Source organism: Lactobacillus sp. UBA5813 (assembly GCF_002417895.1).
Lineage (GTDB): Bacteria > Bacillota > Bacilli > Lactobacillales > Lactobacillaceae > Lactobacillus > Lactobacillus amylolyticus.
Map to the genome: position 1 here is coordinate 1 of NZ_DICZ01000006.1, position 13450 is coordinate 13450.

Annotated in this window: 14 protein-coding genes and 5 pseudogenes; 14 read left to right on the plus strand and 5 right to left on the minus strand. The window is 34.6% G+C overall.

The annotated features are described in order from the left end of the window. On the plus strand, positions 1-204 hold a 204-nt coding region (gene lepB, locus B2008_RS00780), incomplete at its 5' end, for a signal peptidase I (protein ID WP_286822221.1). A gap of 170 nt (positions 205-374) precedes the next feature. Here the strand turns inward: lepB and B2008_RS00785 are convergent. Then, positions 375-746: a type II toxin-antitoxin system YafQ family toxin gene (locus B2008_RS00785; RefSeq protein WP_281827723.1), complete on the minus strand. Its 372-nt coding sequence runs from the start codon at positions 744-746 to the stop codon at positions 375-377. Beyond that, positions 739-999, minus strand: a complete 261-nt coding sequence (locus B2008_RS00790; protein WP_281827724.1) for a type II toxin-antitoxin system RelB/DinJ family antitoxin — start codon at positions 997-999, stop codon at positions 739-741. The genes B2008_RS00785 and B2008_RS00790 overlap by 8 nt, the downstream gene beginning before the upstream one ends. A gap of 503 nt (positions 1000-1502) precedes the next feature. Here B2008_RS00790 and B2008_RS00795 point away from each other — a divergent pair. The 3 genes and pseudogenes from B2008_RS00795 to B2008_RS00805 all read left to right on the plus strand — a co-directional run. Beyond that, positions 1503-2538, plus strand: a pseudogene (locus B2008_RS00795) (IS256 family transposase). 78 nt (positions 2539-2616) lie between these two features. Then, positions 2617-3279: a YSIRK-type signal peptide-containing protein gene (locus B2008_RS00800; protein WP_281827725.1), complete on the plus strand. Its 663-nt coding sequence runs from the start codon at positions 2617-2619 to the stop codon at positions 3277-3279. 168 nt (positions 3280-3447) lie between these two features. Beyond that, positions 3448-3618 (plus strand): annotated as a pseudogene (locus B2008_RS00805) (ISLre2 family transposase); the annotation flags it as partial. Positions 3619-3700: 82 nt separating this feature from the next. On the opposite strand, the pseudogene B2008_RS00810 reads toward B2008_RS00805, so the two are convergent. Then, positions 3701-4183, minus strand: a pseudogene (locus B2008_RS00810) (hypothetical protein). An 83-nt stretch (positions 4184-4266) separates the two neighbouring features. Here B2008_RS00810 and B2008_RS00815 point away from each other — a divergent pair. The 3 genes from B2008_RS00815 to B2008_RS00825 all read left to right on the plus strand — a co-directional run bounded on the left by B2008_RS00815 (position 4267) and on the right by B2008_RS00825 (position 7154). After that, positions 4267-5199, plus strand: coding sequence for a helix-turn-helix transcriptional regulator (locus B2008_RS00815; protein ID WP_281827727.1), 933 nt, complete (start codon positions 4267-4269; stop codon positions 5197-5199). A gap of 72 nt (positions 5200-5271) precedes the next feature. Further along, complete coding sequence (locus B2008_RS00820) at positions 5272-5658, plus strand: hypothetical protein (RefSeq protein WP_025006179.1); 387 nt, start codon at positions 5272-5274, stop codon at positions 5656-5658. Between the two features lie 131 nt (positions 5659-5789). Continuing rightward, positions 5790-7154 carry an NAD(P)/FAD-dependent oxidoreductase gene (locus B2008_RS00825; RefSeq protein WP_281827728.1) on the plus strand — a complete coding sequence of 455 codons (1365 nt, stop codon included), beginning with the start codon at positions 5790-5792 and terminating at the stop codon, positions 7152-7154. 382 nt (positions 7155-7536) lie between these two features. Here B2008_RS00825 and B2008_RS00830 read toward each other — a convergent pair whose 3' ends face one another. Together B2008_RS00830 and B2008_RS00835 are read right to left on the minus strand one after the other, a co-directional pair. Next, positions 7537-7872 carry a hypothetical protein gene (locus B2008_RS00830; RefSeq protein WP_281827729.1) on the minus strand — a complete coding sequence of 112 codons (336 nt, stop codon included), beginning with the start codon at positions 7870-7872 and terminating at the stop codon, positions 7537-7539. An 11-nt stretch (positions 7873-7883) separates the two neighbouring features. After that, complete coding sequence (locus B2008_RS00835; RefSeq protein ID WP_281827730.1) at positions 7884-8087, minus strand: helix-turn-helix domain-containing protein; 204 nt, start codon at positions 8085-8087, stop codon at positions 7884-7886. A 195-nt stretch (positions 8088-8282) separates the two neighbouring features. Between B2008_RS00835 and B2008_RS00840 the strand changes: the two genes are divergently transcribed. The 7 genes and pseudogenes from B2008_RS00840 (at position 8283) to B2008_RS00870 (ending at position 13359) form a co-directional block, all read left to right on the plus strand. Further along, complete coding sequence (locus B2008_RS00840) at positions 8283-8732, plus strand: flavodoxin family protein (RefSeq protein ID WP_345739780.1); 450 nt, start codon at positions 8283-8285, stop codon at positions 8730-8732. A gap of 63 nt (positions 8733-8795) precedes the next feature. Beyond that, a pseudogene (locus tag B2008_RS00845) lies at positions 8796-9514 on the plus strand (alcohol dehydrogenase catalytic domain-containing protein); the annotation flags it as partial. Continuing rightward, positions 9505-9888 (plus strand): annotated as a pseudogene (locus B2008_RS00850) (MATE family efflux transporter); the annotation flags it as partial. The pseudogenes B2008_RS00845 and B2008_RS00850, both read left to right, overlap by 10 nt. Positions 9889-10005: 117 nt before the next feature. Continuing rightward, entirely contained in the window at positions 10006-11907 is a 1902-nt protein-coding gene (locus B2008_RS00855) for a heavy metal translocating P-type ATPase (protein WP_281827732.1), read from the plus strand. 22 nt (positions 11908-11929) lie between these two features. Further along, a complete protein-coding gene (locus B2008_RS00860; protein WP_014563600.1) occupies positions 11930-12160 on the plus strand; it encodes a heavy-metal-associated domain-containing protein in 231 nt (76 codons plus the stop codon). After that, positions 12160-12711 (plus strand): DNA-binding protein, encoded by a 552-nt coding sequence (locus B2008_RS00865; protein WP_281827734.1) that lies wholly within the window; start codon positions 12160-12162, stop codon positions 12709-12711. Before B2008_RS00860 ends, B2008_RS00865 begins: the two co-directional genes overlap by 1 nt. A gap of 18 nt (positions 12712-12729) precedes the next feature. Next, on the plus strand, positions 12730-13359 hold the full coding sequence (locus B2008_RS00870) for a Crp/Fnr family transcriptional regulator (protein ID WP_281827736.1): 630 nt from the start codon (positions 12730-12732) through the stop codon (positions 13357-13359). The last annotated feature ends 91 nt before the right edge of the window (positions 13360-13450 follow it).

Consider the following 13450-nt stretch of genomic DNA (forward strand, 5'->3'; position numbering starts at 1 on the left):
AAAAATAGTTGGCGTAAACGAGGAAACTATATCAGGGTGCCAAACAACGAATATTTCGTTTTAGGTGATAATCGAAAAGTTTCCAAAGATTCAAGATATTTTGGATTTGTACCAGCAGATGCCATTGTTGGCAAAGTTAAAGTTCCATTTTGGTGGTCAACAAGCCAAGCAAAAAAAAGAGAATATCAATCAGGAACATCATGATTTTTATGAGTAATTAGAAAAAAAGATGAAAGATTAAAATTGAAGATAAATAACCATAAAAGATAAAGGCCAAATCCATTAGATTAGTGGAAATGGCCTTTTTTATAGACTTGTTACATTTGTGTTAGTTACCTTTAAAATTAAAAATTATAGGTCTTTACAGTAAATACTTAAAAAAGATCAGAATGTGTTCCTATTCCAATTAAATAGATAATCTTTTTATTGGTTCTAATAAATATAAGCAAATGATCGCCATTGTGTCCATCAAAATGGATATCTATTCCTTGAATCTGAATGTTGGATAAATCATCAAATCTGTTTTTAATTTCTTGCTTTTGCCGATTAGTTAAAGTAATAGGATGTTCATAAAAATATGTTGGTAATTTCTTGCCTTCAATTAAGCAATCAATTACATATTCCCAAGGTGAACGATTATCATTTTCAAAAGGAACTTTTCCATTAAAAATATTGTTCCAACGAGAATTATTCTTTACTTTTTTATATTGCTTTCTAAAGTGATTTGTCGGAATTAGTTTACTCATTCAACAAATCTTTCAATTCTTTGTATGTAGAAGCACTTTTTAAATGTGGATCTTTCATATCATCAAGAGCTTCATCAATAGATGCCATTGTTTCTGCATTTGGAATACCCCAGTATTTTGGAAAACCATCTTTTGCAATGGCAGATAAAGTCATACGAATGAAATTAGAAATTGATAAACCATGAGCTGCTAATTCCTTAGTAGCTTTTTCTTTAACTTCAACAGGAACTCTACTATCTACTCTAGCGTCCATAATAATCACCTCACTTACATGGTATGACATATAACACACATAGTCAAATGATTTAATTACTTTTTCGATTTGGAGATCTGAACAATAAACATAATGTGTCATTGATGGGTTTTATCTAATTAAGCTGACGAAATTAGTTAAAAGCGGTCATTTATTCTGCTGTTTAATGCGGCAAGAAAGATGGTTATACAAAGAATTGAAACTAGCAATAGCTGAGTTTTGAATTTAAAATACCTATAACAGATGATTGTAATATTACATCCCTAATTAATCAATTCTGTACCCTGAAGATAAAAAGTATCATTTATTTAATAAAAGTCTTTAAAATATGAAAACAGATATTGTAGTTTGGTGTATCTTGCCATTTAGACGAGACCGTAAAATAGTTTGTGTAAGGATGAATGATTCCTTAAATTAATTTCTGAAAACATTAGAAAAAGGAGTTCCTTTCTCGTATGATTGGATTGAACAAAAAAACAACATACAGAAAGAAGAACTCCTTCATGAATGATTTTACCAAAAATATGGCTCAAGCACTCCAATAATCAAGACAAAGTTAATGATTTTTTGCGCAAGGAAATTCAAACTGCAGTTAATCAATTGCTTGAAGCTGAATTAACTGCCTTTTTAGGCTATGATCCATATGCAAAAAGCGGCTGGAACTCTGGCAATTCCAGAAACGGCATCTATTATCGCAAGGTTGATACACAGTTTGGCCAGATCGAAATTCAGGTTCCCAGAGACAGAAACGGCGAATTTCATCAGCACACTCTGCCTGACTACAAGCAGCACTCGGACGTCTTGGAAAGCATGATTATCAAGCTTTATGCCAAAGGCGTCACTACCAGAGAAATAGCCGATCTGATTGAAAAGATGTACTGCAGCCATTACAGTCCGGCTCAGGTATCAAATATTTCCAAGCAAATGATTCCAAAGGTTGAAGCCTATCACAAACGCAAGCTTAGCGACAGGTTCTTTTGCGTTTATCTTGACGCAACGTATCTTCCGCTGTGCCGAGAAACGTTTGAGCGTGAAGCCGTCTATATTGCCATCGGCATGAAAACAGCTCTGGCAAAGACTTATCCCAAAGCACATTTTCAGCGCTGCCTGGTTCATGTCATGCGCAATATTTGCAATAAAGTGCGTGTTGACGATCGTGAGACAATCATGAACGATTTCAAGCAGATTCATAGGCAGCCTAACAAGACAGCCGCTGTACAAACTCTTCATGCATTCTATGACAAATGGAACAAGGCATACAATCATGTCATTAGGAATCTAAAAGACATTGAGCCTGATCTATTGGTCTTTTACAACTATCCCAAACAGATCAGGCCCTCAATCTATTCCACCAACATGATTGAATCCTTTAACAATATCGTTAAGCGCAAGGCAAAGCCCAAAGCAGAGTTTTCAACTGAGCCATCGCTTGATACCTTCATTGGCATTCAGGCAATGAGCTACAATGACCGCTACTTTAACCGAATCCATAAGGGCTTTGGCCAAGTGCAGGATACATTGGAATTCTACTTCGACTAACAAATAAATTAAAAAGTCAATTTACGAGAAAGATCTATTTACACAAACTATTTGACAGTTTCGTGATGTGATATTAAGATGTTATCTGAAAATAACTATAATGAGAAAATAAGGAAATCTAATAATAAAAGAAATAAATATTCAATTAGGAAACTATCAGTTGGAGCTGTCTCAGCTTTGATTGGAGTTTCTTTTTTCGGCTTTAGTTCTCAAGTAGTGAGTGCAGATACCGGAATAAATACTGCACATGCTATAAGTCATCATGCAGCATGTGCAGATACTGCTGATAATAGCAGCAACGGACATAATAATCCGGCAACTGATTCAGATACTTGGCAAATTGGAAGTCAAAACACTAAGGAATATGACGGAAAAGAAACTAATAAGATTGATGTTAATAAGTTTAGTTTGTCAGATGGTGATAAGAAACTAAATACCAGCAGCATCAATAATGATAGCTTTCAATGGGTTGATAAAAATGGTGATGCTATTGTAGAAAATCCTAAAAATGTTGGCACATACTATGCTAAATTAACAGATTCAGCTGCTAAAAAGTTGAGAAAAGATAATCCTACTTTATCCAAAGATCCAAGAATTGTTGGTACTTATACAATTGCTCAGGGTAAGGCAAGCACTGAATTAAGAGGCTATGATTCAAAAGCAGCGGATGCTGGATTTAATGCAGTGGCTAAAAGGTATGAAGATTTAGGATATGTGGTAGAAACCACAAAGACTGGATAATGATAAGCCAGTTCAACCTGAAACTAATGATTGCTAAGTGTAAAATAGTTTGCGATAACGTTTAAATATAAATTAAAAGGAGTCAAATCCATTTTAGGACTTGACTCCAAAAAAAAAAGACCAGTAGTCTGATGTTAAGAACAAAAAACACATTAGAAGCTGGTCTTTATGGAATCTATTATAACTGATATCGTAAAAATTATTAAGTCTGAAAATAATGTTATTGCTCGTGAAAAGGCATTAATGTGCTACTTCTTTGATTTGATTAGAGAATTAATGAAATTAGCACTAGAAGAAGTTGATGCCGGCTTAGTTAAAGAAACTAAAAAGCAAGGCTATTAGATTGAAAAGAAAAATAAGCTAGTCTTTCGACCAGCTTATTTTTTAATGCGGCAGTTATTTAAGCTTGAGATTCATTTGGTCAAAATGTGAATAACTGGGCAAAACTAAAACTTAATTTTCGCATAAAGATTGGATGGGTACGATGATCAAGATAGCCAGCCTCTAACGGAGTGATTTCCAATACTCTTAGATCTTCTTTAGCCGCTTCAACGTTATCAGCATATATTTCATTTAAGTAATCGTTTTTTCAAAATATTTCATCAATGTATTCATGTCCAACATTTTGGATAGTACCGCGGATAGAAAAGCCACATGAATCCATGGTGCCATTACCTTTGTAGTCATTAACGATGACCTTTGGTTGTTTGATTAAATCTTTGAAGAATGGATTTTGACTTGGAGTAGCGATATATAGTTTTCCATTCTTGTTTAAAAGCAGATCACATACTTGAGCACTTGGTTCACCATGATGAGTAGTGGCAACATCTACATTATGAATTTGCTCTACAGCGAAGTCTGAGAATTCTTGATTAGTAGTTTGATTAGTTAAAATATCCACCATAATAATACCTTCCTTGCTCTAGTAGCTTGTTAGTTTTATTATAAGCTTAAAGACTGACATGTTTTGACAGGAAATACTAGAAAATGAAAAAATCTGAACGACTTAACCAAGAATTGATCTATCTAAGCGATAAAAAAGTATTTCACTTAAAGGAATTAGAAGAAGCTTTTGCTATCTCTGAACGCACTGCTTTACGGGATATTGCGGATTTGGAACAATTAGGATTAGCTTTTTATAGTGAAACTGGTCGTAGTGGTGGTTATCACATTACTAATAGTAAATTGCTATTGCCAATTCGTTTTAATACAGCAGAAATTAATGCTATTTTCTTTGCCCTACAGGCGATTAAAAATATTAGTGAAACACCGTATAGTAATGCATATCAAAAAATTCAGGTCAAGTTATTAAAGAATTTGCCTACTAGGTTGCAGAAACAAATAAATCTTCGGGAAGAATTTGTTCAGTATGTTAGTCAGCCTAGTTTGAATAAAGTGACATTTTTTGATTTGCTACTTAAGGCATGCATTAATAATGATTTGGTATTGGCTGAAAATCAGCAGTTTATTAAAGAAAAACAAAAGTTGCAACTACTTGATTTGTTTTATCAAGCAGGGAATTGGTTCTGTCATGCTTATAATTTAGATTTGAAACGTTGGTTTGTTTTACGTCTGGATAAATTTAAGGTGGTCAAACAACTGAAACCTGATCGAGTAATAATGAGTAAAAATGAATTAAGTGAAAGCTACCAAGAATATGAACAAAAGCATTATTGTATCCCATATCAGTGTTTATTAACTAAAGCTGGCGAGCAGAAAGTAAAATATAATTCATATCCAATTATGAAAGTGATTCATAACCGACAAGGAATTTACTTAAATGGCAGTTACAATAAAGAAGAATTGCATTATCTAGTGGATTATTTGATTTCACTTAGTTCTGAAGTAAAGATAATTAAGCCAAGAGAATTAAAAGAAAAATATTTGGAAAAGTTGCAACGAATTATCCAGCAATATTAATTTTGAAATTCTGTCATAACTTGACGGTGTTTAGGAATATAGTTGAATAGCAGAACATAGGAGGTAAAAATCATGACAAAAATAATGAACGAAGATTTTTTAGATGTTTTACAAGACAAAGGGCCGGCAACGATTGTCTCGATTAATGGTAATCCAGCTAGCGTAGTTAATACTTGGTCACAATATATTAACGTGGTTTCTGATGATATAATTTTGATTCCAGCTGCGGGGATGCACTCGATTGAACAAGATTTTGAAAAAGATCCAAAACATGAACTGATCATTACGATTGGTTCTTACAATTATTCAGGAACCGCTGGAATGGGTCGCGGTTATCATATTCATGGCAGTGGTCAATTCATTAATGAAGGCACATATTTTGATCAAATGAAAGCCCAATTTGATTGGATTCGCGCTGTATTAGTTGTGAAGATTCATGATGTTGAGCAGAAGATATAGCAAAAAAGTTTGGAGCGTCAACTCCAAACTTTTATTTTTAATCAATTTATTGAGCAAAATATGATAGACATTAAGTAATAAGTGTTACCCTTGAAAATGTAATGAAGAAACTATTGTGTTAGGAGGATTTTATGGATAAACGTAAAATTGTAATTGTTGGTGCTTCACATGGTGGTCATGAATCAGCAATTGAGCTGTTGGATAAATATAATGATGTAGATGTAACTGTTTATGAAGCTGGCGACTTTATTTCATTTATGTCCTGTGGTATGCAATTATACTTAGAAAATAAAGTTACGGCTGAAGATGACGTCAGAAACTTTGCTCCTGAAGATGTTGAAAAGAAGGGCGGTCATGTTTATGCCAACCATGAAGTAACCGCGATTCATCCTGAACATAAGACAGTAACAGTTAAGGATTTAACCAATAATTCTGAAGAAGAAGTTCAATATGATAAGTTAATTCTTTCATCAGGTGTAACGCCAAAGGTTTTACCAGTACCTGGCAATGATCTTAAGAATATCTATTTAATGCGTGGACGTGATTGGGCTTCTAAGTTAATGAGTGCTGTTAACAATCCAGCAATTAAGAATGTTGCTATTGTTGGTGCTGGTTATATTGGTACTGAAGCTAGTGAAGTATTTGCTAAAGCTGGCAAGCATGTAACTTTAATGGACATGATTGATCGTCCATTAGGAACTTACTTGAACCCTGAATTGCTTGATGTTTTGGAACCTACCTTTAAGAAGAATATGGACTTGAAGATGGGCGTTAAAATTGAAGGCTTCAACGGTAATGAAAAAGTTGAAAGCGTCAAGACCGATCAAGGCGATGTACCAGCTGACTTGGTTGTTGCTTCAGCAGGGGTAACTCCTAATACTGATTGGCTAAAGGGTACCGTTGATTTAGATCAAAGAGGCTGGATTAAGACTGATCCATACTTGAGAACGAATGTTAAAGACGTTTACGCTATTGGAGATGCAATTTTGCCACTTTCTATTCCAGTAGGTAAGCCAATGCCAATTGCTTTAGCTACTACTGCTAGAAGAGAAGCACAATATGTGGTTGATCATATCTTTGAAGATAAGCCAGATCGCGCTTTCAAGGGTGTTATCGGTGCTTCAGCTCTTAGCGTCTTTGACTATCACTTTGCTACTGCGGGATTAAATAAGTTTTCAGCTGCTAAGAATAAGCTTGATTATCAAACTAGCTTCTATGAAGATCATATGCGTCCAGCTTATGTTCCAGAAGCAGATAATCCTAAGGTATATGTCAGCTTAACCTTTAATCCATATACTCACCAAATCTTAGGCGGTGCTGTCCTTTCTAAGTATGATATTACTGCTCAAGGCAATGTTTTAGCTTTGGCAATTAGTCATAAGATGCGCTTGGAAGACTTGGCTGAACAAGACTTCTTCTTCCAACCGGGATTTGACCGTCAATGGAGTTTGCTTAACCTAGCTGCTCAACATGCATTAGGTATGGCAAGATTCTAATTTAATCGTTAATAAAAATAAATTATAAAGATAAAAACTAGTCATGTTTTAACAACATGGCTAGTTTTTTGTCGGATAATTAATCAAATTTACTCCATTGATCTTGTAGTTTTTCGATTAAGGGCATTACACGTTTTTTATTTTGCTTTAAGTAACAAGCATAAAATTTTTGATGAGCAATTTTATCTTTTAATAGTCGGATTATGCGATTGCTAGGTAATTGATATTTTTGCTGTTGTGTATCAAGAATGGTGAGATTAGTAGTAAAAAATGGAAGGACAGAATAATGAAGAATTTCGCTGTACTCTTTAGTTTTATCCTGAAAAATAATCTTACTATCAGGAATTTCATCATGATAAATTTTAGTCCAAAAACCAATCGGTTAAGGACTGAGAATGGTTTTTCCTTTTAACATTTTAAATGAGAGCTCTTTGCTTTTGCCTAATTCATTTTCAGCTGGCAAATTAATGGACATTGATTCAGTCCCTAAATATGTTGAAGTAAGGTCTCGATCTTCAATTGGAAAATTAACTAAAAGACAAGTCATTTGATGTTCTGCTAATAGATTTTTAAAATTATTTTCAATTAGAGTATTTTCGATTTGAATATTCTTGTCCTTTAAGGAGCGCAATACAAGTAATGGACCAGGAGCATTTACACCAATAATTAATGTTGTCTGGTCTTTTTCAAACTGCTTAACTTTCTCGATAAAATCCAAGTTGTCATTAATTAGTTTTTTGCTTCACGAGCAGTGTATTTGCCAGTTTCACTTAAATATAGCCGGATAAAAAGCTTAACGCCTAGCTCGTCTTCCAGCTTTTTCATTGAATGAGTAACAGCTGGTTGAGTTAATCCTAGTGCTTCAGCCGTTTTAGCGATCATGCCATATTTTGCAAAAGCTACTAATTCTTTTAATAAATAATTTTCAATCATTTTTTACCTCAGTATAAATCTAATTTATCCTAGCATTTAAAACTATAAATTTTCAAGTTAAAAAATAGCCAATATATTAATTTCTGAAAGTTGAAGTTAACGAAAGGACAAGATGAAATTAATTTATGACAAAGGTAGTGATCATAACCGGTAGTCCTCATTTTAATGGCGCTTCTCAAAAATTAGCAGATAGCTTTGAATGGGGGGTTAAAAGAAAATTATACAAATATTTATCGCTATGATGCCGGCCTTCAAGGCGAAGGTGAACCACATTTTTTACAATTAGAAAATGCACCAGGAATGGAAGTTGGCATTCCTAATCATGATTTAATTGAAAGAAAAGTGATTCCGAAATTGCTAGAAGCAGATGTAATAGTTTTAGTTTCTTCACTTTATTATTTTGAAATTAATGCTCAATTTAAAGCAGTGATTGATCGTTTCTATGATTATAATCATGAGCTTAAAGATAAAAAGATGGTCTTTATGATGGCGGGATATGGTACTCAGAAAGATATGGACGCTGTAAAATTGCATATTCGTAAATTGAATCAATATATGCGCTGGCAAATGTTAGGCGAAATTTATGCGGATGATTCTTGGAATGAAGAAAAATTAGCTAATTTTGCCAAAAAGCATATGAATTAGGTAAGAGTATTAAATAAGTAGATTTTATAAATGAAATACGCAGAATTTGTTAAAGCATGAGAAATGAAGATTGTTGACAAGCCAATGCCAAAGATTGAAAAAGATGATGATGTAATTATTAAGGTATTGCGGACTTGAGTTTGTGGGTCAGATTTATGGTCATACCGCGGTTTAGAAGATCGAGATTCTTCAAATGATGGCCACGAAGTAATCGGTATTATTGAAGAAATAGGCAATGATATTACAACAGTTAAAAAGGGAGATTTCATTATTGCACCATTTACTCATGGTTGTGGTCATTGTCGTGCCTGTTTAGCTGGATTTGATGGCGTCTGCATGAGTCATGATTTGGGTGATAATTTCTCAGTTGGTTATCAAGCCGAGTATGTACGTTATCAACATGCACAATGGTCGTTAGTCAAAATCCCTGGTAAGCCAGAAGACTACAGTGAAGGGATGCTTAAGTCATTTTTAGCTTTAGCTGATTAATGGCAACAGATTATTATGCAGCACGTGTTGCTAATGTTCAACCAGGAGATTCGGTAATTGTGTTAGGTGACGGTGCTGTTGCTGTTGGTCTTTCCGCAATTATTGCAGCTAAATTGCGCGGAGCTAAACAAATTATTTCAACTAGTCGTCACGCAGATCGTGAAGCTTTAGCACATGAATTTGGCGCAACTGATAATGTTGCTGAACGTGATGAGGAAGGAATCAAGAAATTGCTTGATGTTACTCGCGGCGGTGCTGATGCAGTACTTGAATGTGTTGGTAGCAAGTTATCTATGCAATTATTGTTGGTGGCTTATTGATCATCTTTGCGCGACCAGTGATTGCTTTATTCATGAATCAGCCTAATATTGTTAATGCTGGTAGCTATATGTTACTAGCGACAATAATTACAACACCAGTTGTGGGAATTGTCTTGGTTTATACAACTATTTTTCAATCAATTGGTAATGTTTGGGGTGCTTTCATCATGGCGATTGCTCGTCAAGGTGTGGTCTACTTCCTAGTTTTGGAATTAATGAAAATAATTTTAAGCTACCACGGAATTGTTTGGTCGCAGACGATTAGTGATGTTATTACTTGCGTGATTGGTTTCTTGATCTACAAAAAGAGCTTGGATCTGAAGGATAAGATTAAAGATAAAGAATAATTTGTTAGTTTTAAAACACTTAGTTTTTAATATTAAATGCTTTTTTCTTGATGGTCGTCAATTTCTGCTAACAACATTTCTCCTAAACTAAAACATGAAAAGCAAAGGAGAATATAAATGGTAAAAATTCAACAATTTTTTGTTAAACATCAAAAAATAATTTTGGCACTTAATACTGTGCTGATTTTACTTGCGGAAGCAGCTAAATGGTTATTCCATATCAATGCTGCTTATCAAGTTCTGATGCTAGTAGTAGGAGTTATTGGTTTAATTCCAATATTGTTAACAGCTATTTCATCATTGAAAGTAAAATTAGTTTCCATTGATGTTTTGGTGTCATTGGCAGTAATTGGCGCTATTATTATTGGCGAATTTAATGAAGCAGCAATTGTTACCTGGCTTTTTGCATTGGGTGATGTTCTGGAAGAACTTACTCTTAAAAAGATGCGTAAAGCTGTATCTGATTTAACTAAAATGGCGCCACGAACCGCGTTAGTCTTGCAAGATGACGGGACGACGGAAGAAGAGGACGTAGATTTTATTGATCCTGGTGAAAAGATTTTGATTAAAACCGGAGATCAAGTCCCAGTTGATGGAAAAATTGTTGCGGGTTCAGGTTATCTAAATGAAGCTAATGTTAACGGTGAGTCGAAACCAGCCGATAAAAAACAAGGTGATCAAGTCTATGCTGGTACAATTCTAGAAGATGGCACCTTGACACTAGAGACTACAGCAGCCGGAGATGATACTACCTTTGGCAAGATTATCGAAATGGTAGAGAAAGCTCAGGATTCCAAATCTCATACTGAGAAGTTGATCAATCGTTTTTCTAAATACTACACTCCTGCGGTATTAGTGATTGCGATTATTGTAGGCTTAATTACAAGAGACTTCAAATTAGCAATTACAGTAATGGTTCTAGGTTGTCCAGGTGCTTTGGTTATTGGAGTTCCCGTTTCAACTGTTGCCGGTATTGGTAACGGAGCTAAAAATGGCGTGATGTTTAAGGGCTCTCAAGTAATGGATGCAGCTCGTAAAGTCGATGACATTGCCTTTGATAAAACTGGTACTTTAACAGTTGGTCACCCAGAGGTTAATAAAATTGAAGTTCTGAGTGGTAATAAGGACGAAGTTGTTAACCTGGCTGCTAACATTGAGTCTCAAAGCAATCACCCGTTAGCTAAAGCAATGGCTAAGCTTAGTGAGCAAAAGATTGATCAAATTGAGACTAAGACAGTTAAGGGCAAGGGTATGATAGCTGACTTAGATCGAGAAAAGTATTATTTAGGTAATTTAGCTTTAATTGAAGAAAATACTTTTGCTAATCCTGAATTAACTCAAGTAGTTAATAAACTAAGTAACTTAGGAAACTCTGTTGCAGTCTTGGCTAATAGTGATCAAAGTAAATTGGCTATTTTTGGCATTAAAGATCGCCTTCGTCCAGAAGCAGAAACTGCGTTAATGCAATTGAAGCAACTAGGTATCAAGAAGTTGGTTATGCTTTCAGGTGATAATCAAGAAACTGCTCAACAAATTGCGGCTGATTTGCCAATTGATGAAGTTCATGGGCAAATGCTTCCAGCGGATAAAGCACAATTTGTTAAGCAGGAACAAGAAAATGGTCATCACGTTGCCTTTATCGGTGATGGGGTTAATGATAGTCCTGCATTGGCTAATGCCGATGTGGCTATTGCAATCGGTAGCGGTACAGACGTTGCAGTTGATGTTTCGGATATTGTCTTAGTCAAAAATGACCTGCGTAAAATTGCCTATGCTTTATCAATTTCTAAGCGGACCGTTTTAAATATGAATGAAAATATTGTAATTGCATTGTTAACTGTTTTGTCACTGTTCATTGGGTTATTTGCAGGTTATGTCGACATGGCTAGCGGTATGTTTATTCATGAATTTAGCATCTTAGTCGTAATTTTAAATGGTATGCGCTTAATTAGAAATCGTCGAAAAGTTGATAACCATCAATTTTCTGATAAAGAAAAAGATTTAACATTAAACATGTAAGGAATAAGAAAGGAAGGTTTTTATGCAAAAAGTAATGATGAAGTTAGGTGGGATGACTTGCCCATCTTGTTTAACCAAGATTGAAAAAGCTGTTGAAGATGTCGATGGTACAGATCAAATTAAGGTATTATTTAATGCCGGTAAGTTAAAGTTCATGATGAATGCTGATAAGGCTGATGTTGATGATGTTAAAACAGCAATCGAAAAGATGGGCTATGAAGTTAAGGATGTAAAGGCAAAGGAGTTAAACTAATGAAGGCTGAAGAAGCATATAAGGCAGAGTTAAAGCAAAGTGACATTGATCATCATACGCCTACAGCTGGTGCAATGGTTGGTCACATTATTGCCAATTTACTGATTCACACTTTAAAAATTAATCAGGCCAAGTTCTTCGCCAAGGGTCAAGCTAGTTTGTTTTTAGAGCAGCACGCTGATGAGTGGATCAGATATGAACAGAATGAGTTTAACCAACTAAATCGAATTTTGGTTAATAACGGTGAAAGCATACCTACCATTACTGATCAATTTAAAGAATATACTATGCTTGAGGAAGACGGAGCAAGCAAGTACGAAGATGACCAAGACCAACTTTTTGCTTTAGTAAAAGATTTTGATACACAAATCTTATTTATTACTAAGGCAATTGCCTTAGCTCAAAAAGAAGCTTGGCCAGAATTGAATGCCAATTTAATTGAATTTCTAGCATGGATTAAGGAACAAATTTGTCAATCACAAAACTTCTTAGGTCATGAATTGCATGAAGGATTATATACTGAAGAAGATGATGATGACGGTGATTTTTAAGTAAAGGAAGTTTTTTGGATGGCAGAGTTGTGTGTACACTTAGTTCCATTATTTAATGCATTACCGACAAATGATCAAATGCAAATAGAAGAGCTAGTTCGTCATCAGAATTATCAAAAAAGTGAATTAGTAATGGATCCTACATCAAGTAATAACTTAGTAATTGTTGCGCATGGTGGTGCTCGCCTTTATACTTTAGACGAAAATGGGCGCGAAAATGTTACCCAGATTTTAGAAACGGGTGATTATGCTGGTGAAAACTGGTTATTTGGTGAAGTAAATACAAATACTTATGTTGAAGCTACGGAAAATAGTGAGATTTGTTTGCTTAATCGAAATGACTTTTTAGCGCTAATGAAAAAAACCCCAGAGTTAAGTATTCAACTCTTAGAGCAAAATATCATTAAAGTACGTGCTATGCATAGGCAAATTCAATTACTTAGTTTGCCTAAGGTGGAAGATAGACTATTGAGTTATTTGCAGACTTATGCAAAACAAGTGAATAAAAATTCATTTACTTTGCCATTAAAAATGAAAGATTTAGCCTTGTATTTAGGTACTACTCCCGAAACTTTATCGCGTAAATTCGTGCTATTAGAAAAGCAAGGAACCTTAAAACGAAAAATACGTCACATTGATTTATTCTAATTATTATTAAAGATCTACGAGCCAAATGGTTCGTGGATTTTTTCATTAAGAATTATGCATGGTAGTTTTTTAATTAGCGAAAAACCAACTC